The organism is Nocardia sp. NPDC006630 (genome assembly GCF_040611495.1).
GTDB lineage: Bacteria > Actinomycetota > Actinomycetes > Mycobacteriales > Mycobacteriaceae > Nocardia.
Genome location: NZ_JBEXOK010000021.1, coordinates 52,773 through 69,975, shown reverse-complemented (window position 1 = coordinate 69,975; position 17,203 = coordinate 52,773). Strand labels below are relative to the sequence as shown.

At 64.7% G+C, this 17,203-nt stretch carries 16 protein-coding genes; 13 read left to right on the top strand and 3 right to left on the bottom strand.

Annotated features, from left to right (window positions below; genetic code table 11):
* The first annotated feature begins 33 nt into the window (after window positions 1-33).
* Entirely contained in the window at window positions 34-1,029 is a 996-nt protein-coding gene (locus ABZX86_RS39160) for an NAD(P)H nitroreductase (RefSeq protein ID WP_355131350.1), read from the top strand.
* Between the two features lie 104 nt (window positions 1,030-1,133).
* Window positions 1,134-1,781 carry a response regulator transcription factor gene (locus ABZX86_RS39155; protein ID WP_355131348.1) on the top strand — a complete coding sequence of 216 codons (648 nt, stop codon included), beginning with the start codon at window positions 1,134-1,136 and terminating at the stop codon, window positions 1,779-1,781.
* A gap of 53 nt (window positions 1,782-1,834) precedes the next feature.
* Here the strand turns inward: ABZX86_RS39155 and ABZX86_RS39150 are convergent, their stop codons facing one another.
* Window positions 1,835-2,779, bottom strand: a complete 945-nt coding sequence (locus tag ABZX86_RS39150) for a 1-phosphofructokinase family hexose kinase (protein WP_355131346.1) — start codon at window positions 2,777-2,779, stop codon at window positions 1,835-1,837.
* 131 nt (window positions 2,780-2,910) lie between these two features.
* Between ABZX86_RS39150 and ABZX86_RS39145 the strand changes: the two genes are divergently transcribed.
* From ABZX86_RS39145 to ABZX86_RS39130, 4 genes are all read left to right on the top strand, one after another.
* A complete protein-coding gene (locus ABZX86_RS39145; RefSeq protein ID WP_355131344.1) occupies window positions 2,911-3,849 on the top strand; it encodes a universal stress protein in 939 nt (312 codons plus the stop codon).
* Window positions 3,846-5,297 (top strand): AAA family ATPase, encoded by a 1,452-nt coding sequence (locus ABZX86_RS39140; RefSeq protein WP_355131342.1) that lies wholly within the window; start codon window positions 3,846-3,848, stop codon window positions 5,295-5,297. Before ABZX86_RS39145 ends, ABZX86_RS39140 begins: the two co-directional genes overlap by 4 nt.
* 16 nt (window positions 5,298-5,313) lie before the next feature.
* Window positions 5,314-6,027: a CBS domain-containing protein gene (locus ABZX86_RS39135; protein WP_355131340.1), complete on the top strand. Its 714-nt coding sequence runs from the start codon at window positions 5,314-5,316 to the stop codon at window positions 6,025-6,027.
* A gap of 65 nt (window positions 6,028-6,092) precedes the next feature.
* Entirely contained in the window at window positions 6,093-6,599 is a 507-nt protein-coding gene (locus tag ABZX86_RS39130; protein ID WP_355131338.1) for a flavodoxin domain-containing protein, read from the top strand.
* A 58-nt stretch (window positions 6,600-6,657) separates the two neighbouring features.
* Here the strand turns inward: ABZX86_RS39130 and ABZX86_RS39125 are convergent, their stop codons facing one another.
* Window positions 6,658-7,476: a sigma 54 modulation/S30EA ribosomal C-terminal domain-containing protein gene (locus tag ABZX86_RS39125; protein ID WP_355131336.1), complete on the bottom strand. Its 819-nt coding sequence runs from the start codon at window positions 7,474-7,476 to the stop codon at window positions 6,658-6,660.
* Between the two features lie 265 nt (window positions 7,477-7,741).
* Here ABZX86_RS39125 and ABZX86_RS39120 point away from each other — a divergent pair, with 265 nt between their 5' ends.
* Window positions 7,742-7,978 (top strand): hypothetical protein, encoded by a 237-nt coding sequence (locus ABZX86_RS39120; RefSeq protein ID WP_355131334.1) that lies wholly within the window; start codon window positions 7,742-7,744, stop codon window positions 7,976-7,978.
* A complete protein-coding gene (gene mgtA, locus ABZX86_RS39115) occupies window positions 7,975-10,674 on the top strand; it encodes a magnesium-translocating P-type ATPase (RefSeq protein WP_355131332.1) in 2,700 nt (899 codons plus the stop codon). The genes ABZX86_RS39120 and mgtA overlap by 4 nt, the downstream gene beginning before the upstream one ends.
* Before the next feature lie 385 nt (window positions 10,675-11,059).
* Here the strand turns inward: mgtA and ABZX86_RS39110 are convergent, their stop codons facing one another.
* Window positions 11,060-11,512 carry a pyridoxamine 5'-phosphate oxidase family protein gene (locus ABZX86_RS39110; RefSeq protein ID WP_355131330.1) on the bottom strand — a complete coding sequence of 151 codons (453 nt, stop codon included), beginning with the start codon at window positions 11,510-11,512 and terminating at the stop codon, window positions 11,060-11,062.
* A 247-nt stretch (window positions 11,513-11,759) separates the two neighbouring features.
* On the opposite strand from ABZX86_RS39110, the gene ABZX86_RS39105 reads away from it, so the two are divergent.
* The 5 genes from ABZX86_RS39105 (at window position 11,760) to ABZX86_RS39085 (ending at window position 17,178) form a co-directional block, all read left to right on the top strand.
* Window positions 11,760-12,638, top strand: a complete 879-nt coding sequence (locus ABZX86_RS39105) for a DUF302 domain-containing protein (RefSeq protein WP_355131328.1) — start codon at window positions 11,760-11,762, stop codon at window positions 12,636-12,638.
* A gap of 202 nt (window positions 12,639-12,840) precedes the next feature.
* A complete protein-coding gene (locus tag ABZX86_RS39100; protein ID WP_355131326.1) occupies window positions 12,841-13,449 on the top strand; it encodes a DUF2267 domain-containing protein in 609 nt (202 codons plus the stop codon).
* Window positions 13,450-13,470: 21 nt separating this feature from the next.
* On the top strand, window positions 13,471-13,659 hold the full coding sequence (locus ABZX86_RS39095) for a hypothetical protein (RefSeq protein ID WP_355131324.1): 189 nt from the start codon (window positions 13,471-13,473) through the stop codon (window positions 13,657-13,659).
* Window positions 13,660-14,030: 371 nt separating this feature from the next.
* Window positions 14,031-15,524: a hypothetical protein gene (locus ABZX86_RS39090; protein WP_355131322.1), complete on the top strand. Its 1,494-nt coding sequence runs from the start codon at window positions 14,031-14,033 to the stop codon at window positions 15,522-15,524.
* Window positions 15,484-17,178, top strand: a complete 1,695-nt coding sequence (locus ABZX86_RS39085; RefSeq protein ID WP_355131320.1) for a GNAT family N-acetyltransferase — start codon at window positions 15,484-15,486, stop codon at window positions 17,176-17,178. Before ABZX86_RS39090 ends, ABZX86_RS39085 begins: the two co-directional genes overlap by 41 nt.
* Window positions 17,179-17,203: the final 25 nt, after the last annotated feature.

Below are 17,203 nucleotides of genomic sequence, written 5' to 3'. Positions count from 1 at the left end.
GTTCGGCCGGGAGCCGCGACCTAGCGTGAGCGTATGAGCCAAGTACCCACGGGCGAAACGATCGAGCGGGCGGTCCGGCTGGCCGGGCGCGCCCCCTCGCTGCACAACAGCCAGCCGTGGCACTGGGTGTTCGACGGCACCGTGCTGCGCCTGCACTCGGATCGAACCCGGCTGCTGCCGTCCACCGACACCTCCGGCCGCCAATTGTTGATCAGCTGCGGAGTCGCGCTCGGGCATTTGCGCGCCGCACTGGCCGCGGCGGGCTGGCGCGCACAGGTGGCCTACTTCCCCAATCCGACGCAGCGCGACCATCTGGCCACCGTGCGCTTCCTTCCGGCCCACATTGTGACCGACGCGGACCGCGATCGAGCCGCCGCGATCGAGCGCCGCCGCACCGACCGACTGCCCTTCGAAACGCCGGTCGGCTGGCAGGATTTCGAGACCGTGCTGCGGACGGTCGTGGATCCGGACGACGCGGTGCTGACCGTACTGCCCGATACCGCCCGCGCGGCGCTGGCGCACGCCTCCCTGATCACCGCCTCGCTGCGCCGCTACGATGCGGCATATCAGGCCGAATTGCAGTGGTGGGCAGGGCATTCCCATGCCGCGGAGGGCATTCCGGCAAGCGCATTGATCTCCCGGGAGGAACGGGAGCGAGTGTCGGTCGGCCGCACCCTGCCGACCGTCTCCGGAGATTCCCGGCGCACCGAGGTGGCTGACGACCGATCATCGATCCTGGTGCTGTCCACTACCGCTGATACCCCCGAAGAGCTGGTGCGCTGCGGCGAAGCGCTCTCCACGGTGCTGCTCGAATGCACCGCGGCCGGCTATGCGACCTGTCCGCTCACCAATATGACCGAACTGCCGCACGGCCGGGCCATCGTCCGCGACCTCGTCGGCGGGCGCGTGGTGCCGCAGGTCCTGGTCCGGGCGGGCACCCGTCCCGACACCGCACCACCGCCCGCGGCCACCCCGCGCCGCCCGCTGCCGGACATTCTCGAAATCATCGAGCCGGAGCAGCTGCGCTGACACAAGATCACTTTCGGCGGCGATTAGGGACTTTCGGCCGTGCCTGCGGCCGTGCTGAAGGGGATATGTTGAGTACCACATCCTCTGTCAGAACGGACGCGGCCATGATCAAGGTATTTCTCGTCGACGACCACGAGATCGTCCGGCGGGGTCTGGTCGACCTGCTGGAGGGCGATCCCGAACTCACCGTCGTGGGCGAGGCGGGGGATGTGGCCCAGGCACTGGCCCGGATTCCCGCTCTTCGTCCCGATGTCGCGGTACTCGATGTGCGCCTGCCCGACGGCAATGGCATCGAACTGTGCCGGGAACTGCTCTCACGCCTGGACGATCTGCGCTGCCTCATCCTCACCTCGTTCACCGATGAGCAGGCCATGATGGACGCCATTCTGGCCGGCGCCAGCGGATACGTGGTCAAGGACATCAAGGGTATGGAACTGGCCAAGGCCATCAAGGAGATCGGCGCCGGCCGCTCACTGCTGGACAACCGCGCAGCCGCCGCGCTCATGCAGCGACTGCGGGCCAGCACCCAGCCCGACGGCCCACTGGCCGGACTCACCGAACAGGAGCGCAAACTCCTGGATCTGCTGGGCGAAGGCCTGACCAACCGGCAGATCGCCGAACGAATGTTCCTGGCTGAGAAGACGGTCAAGAACTACGTCTCCAGACTGCTGGCCAAGCTCGGCATGGAACGCCGCACCCAGGCTGCCGTCTTCGCCTCGAAACTGCATACTGCGCAGCCTGATTCGCAGTAGCCACGGCTCACGTCACTGCTGCTTCGCGGGAGCACAGCGGTCCGCCGAACGCTTCACAGCGTGATGGCGGACCGCTCCGGCATGACAGTGTGGAGCAATTCGGCAACCCGAGCCGGATGGCCCGGCCGGGTTCCGGGAGTGCCCAGCGCCGCCGTTGCGGCGGTAATGCCCAGGTGAACGGCATCGGCGAGGGAATACTCGCGCAGCACACCGACTCCGATTCCGGCCACCATCGCATCGCCGGCGCCGATACCGCTGCGGACGGTGACGTCCATCGGCTCGAACCACTGTTCGCCGTCCCTCGTCACCAGCAGTGCGCCCTCCTCACCCAGCGACAGCACGACCACCTGCGTCACGCCGGCGGTGACCAACCCGCGGGCGGCGGTGAGCTGGGCGGCCCGATCGCGCAGTGGATGCCCGGTATAGTCGGCGAGCTCACGCACACTCGGTTTGAGCAGATACACACCCTTGCGTACCGACCGCAGCGGCTCGCCCGAGGTGTCCAGCACCAAGGGCACGTCCAGATCGGCGAGTAGATCGGCCAGGCGCTGATAGAAATCCACCGAAACACCCGGTGGCAGACTGCCGCTGGCCACCACCAGGCGAGCGTCGCTCACCGCACGCTCCACCGCGGCCAGACAGCGATGCGCTTCCGGCGCGGTGAGTCGCGGTCCCGGAAATACGAATCGGTATTGCGCATCGGCGGATTCGTCGGTCACGGCAAAGCTCTGCCTGGTCGAGGCCTCCACCGGCACCGTATGCATCGGCACCCCGGCGTCACGGACCAACTGCTCGAGCAGCACGCCTTCGGGCCCGCCGACGGGAAAAACGGCCGTCACCGGTTCACCGAGCATCGCGATGGTGCGCGCCACATTGATTCCACCCCCACCCGGATCGAATCGCGGTGCGGCACAGCGCAGTTTATCGGTCGGTCGGACCTGCGCGGTCGCGGTGGCGATATCGATCGCCGGGTTCATGGTCAACGTCACGATCGACATACCGCTAACTCTCCCCCGGAGCCTGGAGCAGCCGCGAGAGGCGGCAAGCCATTTGCGGGAAGGGCTTTGGTCCCTTCACCTCGTGCAGGCTGCCCCTAGTCCGGTCCCGCGCTGCGACGGAACCTGGTGTCATGGACTCGAAAGCACCGAACACCGCCGACGGAAACCGGGGTGGCAGGACCGACCGGACACCCGCCGTCGTGGTGGGTATCGACGATTCCCGGGCAGCCCTGCGGGCCGCGGAATGGGCTGCCGCCGAGGCCACGGCACGGCAGCTGCCGCTCCGGCTGGTTCAGGTGGTTCCCGCGATCGATAGGCCGGCTTTCCGGCTCGGCGGCGCCCGGTATCGCAACGCAGCCGGGACGCTGGAGAACGCGCGCTGGGTGATACAGGCCCGGCAGCCGGTCGATGCGGCCGCCAACCTACTGAGCATCGAAACCTCGGTCGTGCGTGGGCAACCGGAGCAGGTACTGGTCGAGATGTCCGAATCCGCCGGCCTGCTGGTGCTCGGGTCCTCCGATATCGGCTTCTTCCAACATATGGTTCTCGGCTCGACCGCACTGGCCGTGACCCGTGATGCGCACTGTCCGGTCGCGCTGGTGCGCCCCTGCACCGTGGACGACGGGGCGGTCCTGGCAGTGGTGTCCGACCGGCATACCGCGGGACCCGCACTGCTGGCGGCCTTCCGGGCCGCGCAGGACCGGGGTGTCGATGTGATCGTGGCGCGGGTGTGGCAGGGGCGGCCGTGGTCGTCGTCGCCGGAGGACTGGTACACCGCAGCGCCGGTGGTCCCCGACGCGCAGATCCTGAACTGTCAGCGCCGGTTCCCGGACGTACCGGTAAGCCTGGTGACCATGGTGGGCAATGCGGTGGCAGCCATCGAGCAATGCAGTGCCGCAGCGCAACTCGTCGTCGTCGGTCACGAGGCCGATAGGGACCGGCCGGAGCGGCTGGGCCGAATCACCCACGAACTGGTCTGTCATGCGCCCTGTCCGGTGCTGGTCATTCCGGACCGGGCCGAGGCCGCCACCGCACTGTTGCGCACCGCGACGTCGGCTGTACCGCAATGACGAACGAGACCTATGCCCAGGTGCGCGAAACGCATACCGGCGTCGTCCTGCTGTGCGGGGATCGGGCCTACAAGGCCAAGAAGCCGGTCGTCACCGACTTCCTCGATTTCGGGACGTTCGAGGCCAGGGAGCACGCCTGCCGCCGGGAGCTCGAATTGAACCGCCGCCTCGCCCCGGACGTCTACCTGGGTCTGAGCCATCTCACCGACCCCATGGGCGGTCCGAGCGAACCGATCGTGGTCATGCGGCGCATGCCGGACTCGGCCCGGCTGTCCGCGCAGATCGCGGCGGGGACCGTCACCTCGGTCGAATTGCCGGAGCTGGCAGCCGAACTGGCCCGATTCCATCACACGGCACTGCGGGGCGCGGATATCGACCGGGCCGGCCGGCCCGCAATGCTCCGGCGCCGCTGGCACGCACTGCTGCGCAGTCTGGCCGCACAGCCTCCCGGTGCGATCGACCAGCAGCAGCTCGCCCGCGTGCGGCAACTGGCGCTGCGGTTCATCGACGGGCGCACACCACTGCTGGCCGCCCGAATCGCCGAGGGGCGCATTGTCGACGGTCACGGAGATCTGATCGCCGAAGACATCTTCGCGCTACCGGAGGGCTTCCGAATTCTGGACTGCCTGGATTTCGACGACGAACTGCGCCATGTCGACTGCCTCGACGATGCCGCGTTCCTGGCGATGGACCTCGAATTCCTCGGCGTACCAGCGCTTGCGGAGGAATTCCTCGACACTTACCTGCTCGCCATGGCCGACGCACCGCCCGCCGCCCTGCGGCACCACTACATCGCCTACCGGGCCATGGTGCGCGCCAAGACCGACCGCATTCGCTGCGCCGAGGGCGACCCGGATGCGGCCGCACACGCACGCCGACATCTCGAGATCGCGGACGCGCACCTCAGCAGCGCGGCAATCCGCCTGGTGCTGATCGGCGGCCTGCCCGGCACCGGAAAGTCGACGGTGGCAGCGCAATTGGCCACTCGCACCGGGGCCGAGGTCATTTCGAGCGATACCCTGCGCGCCGTCATGCGCCGGTCCGGTGCGGTCGTCGGCGGAAGCGGCACCTACGGCGAGGGCGCGTATCACCCCGACGCCAAAGCCCTTGTCTACGAGCAGCTCCTGGGTCATGCCCGAGATCGCCTCGAGTACGGCGTATCGGTGATACTCGATGCCAGCTGGCTCGATTCCGGCTACCGCGAACAGGCCCGGCTGCTGGCCCGGCAGACGCACACCGAACTCATCGAGCTGCACTGCGGCTGTCCCCCGCAACTGGCCGCCACCCGCCTGCGCAATCGCGCGCCCGGCGATTCGGATGCGACTCCGACAATCGCCGACGCCATGGCGGCTGCCGCGTCGCCCTGGCCGGAAGCCACCGTGCTCGACACCGAGCGCCCGATCGCCGAATCATCCGAATCGGCGCTGTACCGCTGGAACCGCTTGTAGAAACCGGAGTTTCGTCATGAGGCAACCGCATGTCGCCGATGTCATGACACCTGAGGTGGTGACCGTGCGCAGACACGCACAGTTCCACGAGATCGTCCGCCTCCTCGCCGCGAACCACATCAGCGGCGTACCCGTTCTGGACGTGGCGGGCCGGGTCACCGGCATGGTCACCGAGGCCGATCTGATGCTCCGGCACGCGCAGGCCGGCGGGACCGGACCGGGTCCGGTCCGGCGGCGGCTGCACCGCAAGGCGATTACCCGCCGTCTCCTGGCCCGGACTGCCTCCGAACTGATGACCACCCCGGTGGTCACGGTGCAGGCCACCGACCGCCTGAGTACCGCCGCCGCGCTGCTGGCCCGGCACGGCGTCAAACAACTCCCGGTCGTCGATGCGGACGGCAAGCTCGTCGGCATTGTGAGCCGCAAGGACGTGCTTTCGATCCACCGGCGCTCGGACGCCGATCTGGCCACGGAAATTCGCGCCGACATCCTCACCCGAGCCATGTGCGTGCCTCCGGCGGACGTCTCGGTCGAGGTGACCGAGGGAATCGTCTCACTACAGGGAAAAGTAGAGCGGCAGAGCATGATCGACATCATCACGCGGCTGACTGCGGACGTGCCCGGCGTGGTCTACGTCCACCACGAACTCACCGCGGATTTCGACGACACCCACCTCCCCCCGCCCGAGCCGGACAACGTCGGCATCCTGCATCGCTTCATCGCGCCGTGAAACGGACGTGAGCGCCAACAGCATTCGGAGTGCGGTCCGATGAATCAACAATCAAGGAGGCTGTGATGACCCAGGAACCGGTTCTGGTGGCATTTGGATCCACACGCGGCGGAACCGCCGAAATCGCCGAGTGGATAGGCGAATCTCTGCGGGAGTCGAATATTGCGGTCGAGGTGAAGCCCGCGAACGAAGTGCGTTCGCTGGAGGGGTACCGCGCGGTTGTCCTGGGTGGCGCGCTGTACTCCGGTCGCTGGCACCGCGATGCCCGGCGCTTGGCGCGGCGTTCGGCGCGACAGCTCGCCGACCGGCCCACCTGGTTGTTCGCCAGCGGCCCGCTCGACAATACGGCCGATCGACCGGAAGGCGGAAACGTCTTCGGCGCCAAGGCCGTCCACAAGATCGCGGACCGTGTCCGGGCCCGAAGCCTCACGATTTTCGGCGGCCGCCTGGAGCCCACCGCGCGGGGCTTCCCCGCCGCGTCGATGGCGAAGAATCGGTCCGGGGACTTCCGCGATCGCGATCGCATTCACGCGTGGGCGAAAGGCATTGCGGCCGAACTCGGCCAAGTCTGATCGTTGCGCACAGCGCAGACCGGATGCCTATGGGTCGGCATCCGGTCTGCGCTTCGTGTTACGCGGCCGGAGTGATCATTCCGTAGTGTCCGTCATAGCGGTGGTACAGCACGCTGCCGCGATCGAGCGCGCGGTCCCGGAAGAATACGAACGGCCATCCGGTCAGCTCGAGTCGTGCGATCACCCCGTCGAGCTCCAGTGTCGGCGCCGGCGTCGGACTGATCGTGAACGCGGTCGCACCCCGGGCCACCTCGTCCGGGCGCGGATCGATCTGTGCGAGGCGGTAACCCCCGCCATCACGTCGATACAGCACGCTGTCGATGCCGCTGCCGGATTCGGTGAACAGCTGGAATTCGTAATCCATCAGTTCGAGGTCGAAGGCCGCCTCGTCGCACGTCTCCGTTGCCAGCGCATACGCCTTGCGGCGCACCACCTGACGGTCCTCTGCGCCGCGAGGGAAGAACGGCAACCGCTGCCGCGCCGCGCCGCCGTGCCGCCATTCATGCGCGGTCACCTCGCCCCGGCCGCCCCGTACCGCCTCCCAATGCCGCGCCAGCCGTTCCAGCCGCGCCTTTACTCGAGCCGCGACCAGATCGATCGCCTCGCGCGTCGAAACGCCTGCGGCCTGCACTCGCACCGCGCGCCCGGACATATTGACATTCACCTGCGCGACAAAGGGATTCACTGCAGCCGGGTCCCGGTGTCCAGTGAGTCGCACCCGCGCCGACAGCACCGGTTCGGACGCGTAATCCAAGGCGTGGCCGACTTTTTCCCGGGCATATTCGGCGCCGGCCGCCGATACGTGCCGCCCTGCCGACACACGCAATTCGGTGACCGACCCGGCTTCGGGGACTGCGTCTTTCGAGATCCTTGTCATACTTCACCCTCGCCGCCCGCCGCCGCGCACCGCCAGGGTCGAAATCAACTGTTTCGCACGACCATCGGCCTCAGATCGGCCCGATTCCGGACATCTCGGCTGGGACAGGCGCAATCATCGGCCCGAAAGTGAAAATTACGCTCTCCGCAAGAGGATTCGGTAGGGAATACGTCCACACAGCGGCGATGGCCGGTTACGAACGCCCCTATAGGGGAAACGTCGTCATGCGGTCTGCTTGAAGCGTGCCTCGAACCGTCCGATCGTCATGAAGGAAGCAATGATGCGAATCGGTCTGATCGCCCCTCCATGGGTTCCTCTTCCGCCGCCCGCCTATGGCGAGGCCGTCGTGGACAACCTGGCCCGGCGGCGCGCCGCTGCGCTGGAGCGATGCGATATACACCGGATGGCCCGCGACCACATGCGCCATTATCGGCGCGTGCTGGCCGAGGGCATATTTCGCGATGGCCTCACCGTGGTACCAGCGGAATCAGACGTCGCATGATTCACCTCGGCAAGCCCGTGTCCCGCGCGGCGCAGCAGCAAGCGCCGAGCCCACTCAGCGTCGCGGCGGCGAGTTCGATGCCTGTGGCGGAGGTGCTTGCCGAATTGCACGTCGGCGAAACCGGTTTGAGCACAGCGGAGAGTGCGCAGCGACTGCGCCGGATCGGGCCGAATGCGGTCCGATCGCATCGTGCCCGGCTCGGTCCGGTGGTGTTGCGGCAGTTGCGTTCTCCGCTGCTACTGCTGCTGGCGGTGACCGCGACGGTGTCCTTCTTCCTCGGCGAGCGCACCGATGCGATCGTCATCGGGGTCATCGTCGCGGTATCGGTGGGGCTAGGGGTGTTCAACGAGTACCGGGCCGAACGGGCGGCGGAAGCGCTGCACGAGCGGCTGGTGCACCGGGTGGTGGTGATCCGGGACGGCAAGGCGCAGTCGGTCGACCTGGTCGAGCTGGTGCCCGGCGATATCGTCGAACTGGGAGCCGGTGAACTGGTACCGGCAGATCTGCGGCTGCTCGCGGTCACCGGTCTGCAGTGTGATGAATCGGTGCTGACCGGTGAGGCCAACGCGGTGGAGAAATCCACCGAGCCGGTCGCGGCCGCCAGTCCCACCGCAGACCTGACCTGCTGTGCCCTGATGGGGACGGTGGTCAGTGCCGGGCGCGCCCGCGCGGTGGTGGTGTCGACCGGCGGCAGCACCCAATTCGGCCGGATCGCACTGGGATTGGGCAAACGCCCGCCTGAAACCGAATTCCAGGTCGGGTTGCGGCAGTTCTCCATGCTGCTGGTGCGGGTCGCGGCGGTGCTGACCGTCGGGATCTTCGCGGTGAACCTCGCGCTGCACCGCCCGATCCTGGACGCGCTCATGTTCTCGCTGGCGATCGCGGTGGGTATATCCCCGCAGCTGCTGCCCGCGGTGGTCTCGACCAGCCTGGCGGCCGGTTCGCGGCTACTGGCGCAGCAGAAGGTGCTCGTGAAACGCCTGGTGTGCATCGAGGACCTGGGCGATATCGAGGTGCTGTTCACCGATAAGACCGGCACCCTCACCGAAGGCCGCATCGAATTCATGCGGGCGATCGATCAGAACGGCGCGGCCGGCGATGAGCCCGCCCTGCTGGGGCTGGTGTGCACGGACGCGGACATCCACGACGGCCGGATCGCGGGCGGCGACTCCCTGGATACGGCGCTGTGGCAGTCCCCGGGCACGCTGCAGACCGTGGCCGGCCGGTATTCGCGCGTCGCCACGTTGCCGTTCGATCATCGCCGCCGCCTGGTGTCGGTGCTCGTCGACGATCACGACGGCGTGCGCACGCTCATCACCAAGGGTGCGCCCGAAGCCGTATTGGCATGCTGCGACGACGTGCCCGAGGCCGCCCGGACAGCGCTCGAGGCCGAATTCGCCGCGGGCCACCGCGTTGTCGCGGTCGCGACCCGCCCCGCTGCGGGTCAGCGCTCGCTCGAGTTCGCCGATGAGCAGCGGCTGCGATTGCGCGGATTTCTGATGTTCCTCGATCCGCCCAAAGACTCTGCGCGCGAAGCCCTTACCCGCCTCGCCTCACTCGGGATCGCGGTCAAGGTGATCACCGGTGACAACCCGGCAGTGGCGGCACGCGTCTGCGCGGAGCTCGGACTACCGGCCGGGGACGCGTTGACCGGCACCGAGCTCGAGCACCTCAGCGATGCCCAGCTGTCCGACTGCCTGCCCGCCACAACGATTTTCGCGCGCATCGATCCGGAGCAGAAGGCGAGAATCGTGCGCGCGCAGCGCGCGCTCGGCGTCGATGTCGCCTTCCTCGGCGACGGCGTCAACGATGCGCTTGCCCTGCACGCCGCCGATGTCGGCATTTCGGTGGACTCGGCGACCGATGTGGCCAAGGACGCCGCGGATGTGGTGCTGCTGGAGAAGGACCTGATGGTGCTCGCCGACGGCGTCATGCAGGGGCGGCGCGTATTCGCCAATACGATGAAGTACGTATTGATGGGCACCTCCAGCAATTTCGGCAATATGTTCAGCGCCGCGGCCGCCTCGGCATTCCTGCCCTTCCTGCCCATGCTGCCCTCGCAGATCCTGCTCAACAATCTGCTCTACGACTCCAGCCAGCTCGCCATTCCGACCGACAATGTCGATCCGGAACAGCTGCTGCGCCCGTCCCGCTGGGATATTCATCTGATCCAGCGGTTCATGCTCGTCTTCGGGCCGATCAGTTCGCTGTTCGATTTCGCGACCTTCGGCGTGATGCTGTGGGTGTTCCATTCCGGCGAATCCCTGTTCCACTCCGGCTGGTTCGTCGAATCGCTGGCCACGCAGACGCTGGTGCTGTTCGTCATCCGCACCCGGCGCACCCCGTTCTTCCGGAGCCGCCCGAGCGTGCCCCTACTGCTCGCCGGTCTGGCCGCGGTGCTGATCGGCGCGGTGCTGCCGTCCACCCCGCTCGCGCACGCGCTCGGATTCCAGCCGCTGCCGGGCGCGTTCTTCCTCGCACTGCTGCTCATGATCGTGTGCTATCTCGCCCTGGCCGAGACCGCGAAGCACTGGTTCTTCCGGACGCAGCCCGCTGTCGATGTCATTCGGCCCCGCAGCCCCGGTCATCGGATACAGAGGCGCGCAGCACGATACATCAAGTTCGGAGCGGAGGGCGATCGGGGCCGTGCACCGGCCGCGCAGACAGGGCTTTCAGATAGCGGGCGTCAATCATGAGTCATCGTCGCTGCGGCTACCGATAGTCGCTGCCGAGCCAGTCGCTCGCTCAATTCCGGCATCGCACCGGGCGGAGTTCCGGCCAGATCACGCAGGCACCCCTCGATAACGTGGGCTACCTGCGCTCGTGTGACCTGACTACCGAACTCTGTGCACAACCGATCCACCGTCCGGCTGGACGAGCTCTCGCAGCGCGTCATCCGGACCGGGCCTTCCATGGCCAGCATGTTCGTCACCCGGCAAAGCCTGCTGTGCACGCGCTCTCGGCAGCAGGGTCGAAAGACCTCATTTGCCTGAACCGCCTGTTCCGCATCGGGCGATGCCGATCCCGCACCGGCCAATGCCCGGGGCGGACGATCCACCTTTGCGCATGGAGCCGTAATCCTCACGCCGACTTGCTGTTCGCCTCCATCAACCGCACCCCGGTGACCAGAGTGGGTTCGATGGCGACAACGGTGTCCATGGCTCCGTCCACCCACGGTCGCAGCAGCCTCTCGTAGCGCGCGACGCGGATGGGATCGGTGACGGTGCGGGCAATGCCTGTGACCACCACCGACCAGCCCACATGCCGGATCGGATCGATATCGTCGGCCTCATAGGCCACCACCACGTTCGAATCAGCGCGCACGACCGAGGTGAGCCGTGAGGTCAACTGCGTGCGCACGATGATTATCTCGTTGTCGTCAACCAGGTGATTCACGGGTCGAATAGCCGGCAGGGCATCGCGGGTGAAGACGACCCGCCCGAAGGAGACACTCGCCAGCAGGCGTAGCGCTTCAGCACGTTGCAGGTCGATCGCGGTGCGCGCCGCGAAGCCGTCCGTCGGGAATCTGCTCACGCCACGGCACCTGATTCTCCGCACATGAGAACCCCTTTCCGTTCGATGCCTGACGGCAGACGTTGATTTCCATGTCATCATCCGCCCGACGCGCCCGACAGGGCCGAAGGTCCCCTGTCGGACTCTCCTCCGTCGCGACCGGCGGAGGTCACTGCGCTTCTACCTTCCGGAGCGGGACTTTTGCCTCTGGGGCCGGGCAACCATCCACGGACATCCTGGAGTCACAACCTCTGAAGGGAGGAATTTCATGGAATACCAGGTGGCACTGTGCGAAACAGCGCCGCAGACCGTTGTGCGCCTACCGCTCGAGATCCGCCCGGACCTTCTGAGCGAAGGCATCGTCAACGGAATGCTCACCCTGTCCGATATCGCGCGGGTTGCCGGCCTCACCGCCAGCGGTGCGCCTTCCATCACATTCCATCACGAATTGGCCGCCGCCGACGGCGTCACGGTGGATTTCGGGCTCCCTATCGAGCCTGCCCCCGCTCTCGGCCCGAGTTCCGGTGCGCGACTGGTCATTCAGCCTCCGATGCTGGTGGCGCGCACCTGCCATCGCGGCAGCTATCAGGACCTCGACGCTGCCTATCGTGCGCTGCGGGAATGGTTGTCCGCGGCGGGATGCCGAGCGATCGGACCGCCGACCGAGGCGTATCTGGTCGGGCCGGACGAGGTGAGCAATCCCCGCCAGCTCATCACCGAGATCACCATTCCCGTCGCGCCGTCCCCCGCGATCGCCGTCCACATCGACGCACCGTTCGGCGAGGCCATCGCACTGACGCTGAATGTATTGCGGCAGGCCGGATTCCGTGTTCTCACCGAGACGGATATGCAGGCGGTGCTGCGCGAGCAGGCCGGCGAGCACATCGAGGACTATCTCGTCCTGGGCGTCTGCCACCCGCAGCTGGCGGCGCGGGCACTTGCCGCGAATCGGGAAGCCGGCTTGCTGCTGCCGTGCACCGTGGTGCTGCGCACCGACGACATCGGGGTTCTGGTGGAGGCGGCAGACCCGACCGTCATGGTCCGCACCCTTGCCCGATCCGAGCTCGAACCCATTGCCGCCGAGACACATCGCCTGCTCGCCACCGCGCTCCACAGTCTCCGCCATCCGGCTGCGGTCGCCTCCTGAGGCTATCGGCCATGCACTCGATGACCATGGTCCCGGCCAGGTCGGCCTCGGGCCCGCACGATGTTCCGCCTCATGGGCGGCCCGCGCTACGGCGAGCTGCGTGACTGGACCGCCATCGCCGAGTGGGCGGAATCCATTGCCGAGGCACTGCGGCTGCCCCCAGCACCATTCCATACCGACCCACCCGGAAGGGCACGCCGACATGAGCCAGCACACCGATCCCTTCGCCCCGGCGGTACACACCGCACACACCTGGCTGGCCGTCATCGCCGGCCGACTCGAGACCGAGGACCGGATGTTCGCGCACCGCGCGGTGCGCGCCTGGCTGCACACGCTGCGCGACCGGCTCGGCGTCCACGCCGCCGCACACCTGAGCGCCCAGCTGCCGGAGCTGTTTCGTGGCACCTTCTACGAGGGTTGGATGCCCGGCCATGTCCCCGTTCCGCACGACGTACCCTCCTTCCTCACGCAATTCGCCAGGGAGGCAGGGGTCTCCATCGCTGCTGCGTCGGTGCAGTGCGCACTGGTGACCGACGCATTCGCCGAACTCTTCTCCCCCGGCCAGCTCGACCATGTGCTCGCGCAGATTCCCGCGCATCTGCGCAGCGTGCTGCTCGGCGCCGAATTCGGCGAGACAGTCTGGGATATCCAGGCTCCCTCCGAGGCCGTCGTGGCGGCGGCCGATATCGCGCAACGGATCCAGGTGCTCTCCGATGCGGTCGCTGCACTCGCCCGCGGCCTCGCAGTACAGCCGAACGGTGAACCGTCCGATACCGCAAGGGTTTCCGAGGCACAGCAAGCGCGTCTATGACAATCCGGCCCGCCGCTGCTCATGCCCGATGACCTCCTCGCCACCGTGGCGTCGCGAGTTGTGCTGCGCCCCAACCTCGATGCGATCGCCGTCGTCGTCGACGGCGCCGGACGGCTCACCGGCCTGCTGACCGCCACCGACCTGGCCCTGGCCTGCGACCGCTCCGCCCTCGAACTCCCGTTTCGAGTCATCCCGGCACAAGCTCGATAGATCCGGCATCTCGATCCGAATGCCCGCAGTCCGCCGGTACATACTCGGTACCGGGCGGGCTTAGAGTTTTGATATTCGCGCCGCAGCTGATCGTCAACAATGCCGCGGCATGCCGGAGTGCGGCAGATCGAGCGATAGAATCACTATAACGTGCGCCACGTAATCCAATACTGGACGGTTGAGTAGAAGAATTATTGGCGCGCAGTGGAGTTCTTCGCACTCACGCAGTGATGGCGGTCTTCAGTTAACGACCACTAGGTATGTGGATGTAGCTATCGCCATCTAGCAGACGCAGCAATTCGGTGCTAGTGTCATTGCAGTTACGATCGCAAATGCCTGATCTTACTAGATGGTGATAGTGGCGAACCGCAATGAATCTTGACAATTTGATCCATGCAAGCGAAATTGGTAGCTTTGCTCTCAGCTTAGTGGTGATCATATTATCACTGCTGTCGATATATTATCGGTCCACAATAAAATTGCTGGCAGATGGCCTGCCGGCGTACGGCGTCAACCACAGTGTCGCGCTTCGTTACGTGCGGGCCGTATGGACGCTGGTAGGAATGCAACGCCAAGGTATACATAGGGAGTCTCTGTTCAATACAGCCAGGCAGCGCATCGAGGTAGAGGTTGTGCGTCCGCGCCCGATTTTGGTAGGACCAGCTTCGCGATCCGATAGGAAGGCCCATAGAGCAAAGGTGCGTGAATGGCGCGAATTTGTTTCGGATCAATTGGGTCAGCTGTCAGATGAAGGTCCCAAACCCATTCAGATCAAGAATACGACGCTCCTCATCAAGAACACCGACGATGTGAAGCGATATTTTGAAGCCTTGAAAAGGCAGCGCTCCAATCTGAAGCAAGAGTTCTACACTCTATTGAATTTCGAATCGGGATTCGTTGCGCCATTGCGGCTCATGACTGGACTCATAGCTAAATATGAGGAGAATTGGGCTCAGATCGTCGAAGCATATGGGGAGGATATCACCCGCCCTAATGATGATCTCAGGCGTAGCTCCCTCCGGAAATTTCAGGCTTTTACTTTTGATTGCTGGCTACTCTGGGGTCCCAGCATACCGATATGCAATTGCGAGCAGTGGGAGGGGGTCGTGGCGCTGCAGTTCGGCTACGGAGATGAAAACAATTCCATAGCGGTGTATGGAGCGAGCCCGGGCGATGTTATGGAAAAATTGCATATGACCGAGCCGCATAGAATTGCCAGGAAGGTGACCGTGACGGGCCGCCTGCAATGGGGTCCTGCCTACTCTGGCAACACCTTCTGTCCGGCACAGATATCCCTTCAGAGTGACGATGAAGAAGATCTCCTGATCAAAGCAGCCGGCATCGGCAGAGACGTAATGATCGAACCTGCTGGCGATAATGTCAGCGCAAAATATTACTCTGCGTACATATGGATCATCTTCGCAATGTGCGACGACAATGGCGTGCCGTTTCACAGCAAAGAGTCAGAATTCAGGTGGAGGGATCTTATTCCGTTTTTCATTCACGGAAATATTGCCGATCTCGACACCTACGACATGCAGACGAGCGAGCTCGCACGAAGCTCGGCCGCCGCCATGGTGCGATTGGTTAACGAGAACAAGGATAAGGGGCTCAAATTCCGCTTCGCGTGCGCAATAGATGAGACCGCATGTGGCGGGTCGATGATAGTCAGCCCGCCGGGCGCAACAATCCGCAGCAAGATGGAGGAGTTTATTGTTGATGCACCACCGGGCAGCATAAAATTGGCCCCCTTCGATCGAGCCGATCCGTTCGAGAGAGGAGCCCTCGCTTCCTGCGCCTTACCGGCAATAGTCAAGTCCTACTATGACCACCTTGACAAGAAACAGAAGCGTAACCATGGTTGAAATTGCACGAGAATGTGCAGACATTGAGATGCGCGAGCTGAGTGGCGCGCTGCCTGATGACATCGCACTTCTTCGACGTTTTTACACAGAATGCTACGAACCGGCGTTTCCTGATCCTGATGAACGGGAATCGCTGGCGAATATGGAATCCTATCTCGCACTGAAGGAGCAAGGATGGTACGGGACAAATAACTACCACATAGTAATCGCGTCCACTGGTGGCGAAATTGTCGGAGCATCGGTGTGCGACTATCTTGCCACACCGAACGCGGGGGTGGTCGAATATCTACTCGTCCAGCCCGGGTTCCGGAGATCAGGTCTGGGATCGCAGTTACTGAGAACAATCGAGCAACTCTGCCGCGAAGACGCACTCGAGACGAGTGCCCGTGGACTCGATTGGATAATCGCCGAGACCGAGGATCCATATCGAACTCCGGTGCCGACGAAAGGTTTTGATACCTTCGCGCGCGCCCATGTCATGAACGGACTCGGGTTTCGAATCCTGGATTTCGACTATGCTCAGCCTGCACTGTCCAAGGAGCAGGCCCCGGCAGATAACCTCCTGTTGATCGCGCGCCCGACGGACGGCGTGTCCGAACTGATCCGAACCGATGTCGCCTTGAGTATCGTGGCGGAGTACATGCGCTGGGCGATGCGGATCGATGATCCCGCCGGCAATAGTGAGTATCGAAATATGGCTCGTGTACTCGGTTGGCGATCCTCGATCAGGCTCATCGAGTTCGGCGAATATCTCGGTTGGGACACCGAGCGGCCATTGCACATCGCTGAAGTAGCTGACGTCCAGGATCCTGAACTCGCTGCGGCCATTTCGGTCTACGACTCCGTCTACACCGATCCAGAAACCTCCTGGCCCGGAGAGATATTCCGTTCTGCCGTCGAACAGAAGCCCGTGTTCATGGACGCAGGCTACGTCTATCACCTCTGGGGCATACATGAGACGGCAGCCGGGCTGTGCGACGGAATGGCCTCGTTCGTCACGATGCCATCTGCGGGCTTTGGTGGGTATACAGCTCTCGGTCCGTCATTACGGGGCACCGGCAGGCTCCGTCAGATAATCGCCTGCACCGAAGAGCGGATGATTCGCGATAATCCGGATGTCCGCGGTTGGTACATTGAGTGCAGCGAAGAGGTCAACTGCCGAATCTTCAGCAGCGTAGGCTTCTTCGAACTTGACCTCACCTACGAACAGCCGCTCACCGAAGGTAGTGGGGCGCCGACACCACCGCTGCGTTTACATCTTTTGTACAAACCCTTCGGGCGGGTCTACCGGCCTCCGACGATCGAGCGTGCAGCATTCCTCCAGGCAGTCACTGAAATCTACTGGGCCATATATGGAGTGAATGCAGGTTCCGACCCCTCATTCGGGCGACTGGTCGACTCGATCAAAGGATGCGAGACAGTCTCTGCTGTTCGTGTCGGTTCCGTAGTCGAAATCAGCACGGTAGATGGCTTGGCCACGATCATCGTCGATGCCCTGTGGGACAAAGAGCGCACGGGCGGAACAGCTTTCACCGGAACGCTGATCTCCCCCGAGCCCACTGCGGCTGGCGATCAGCAGGTCCCTCTGTCGGGTTGCACGGAGCAGATAGTACGAATCGTCCGCAAGCGAGAATCGAGCTGCGAAGACGCATGAGCCAAGCGCGGTTGCTGTGGTCAGA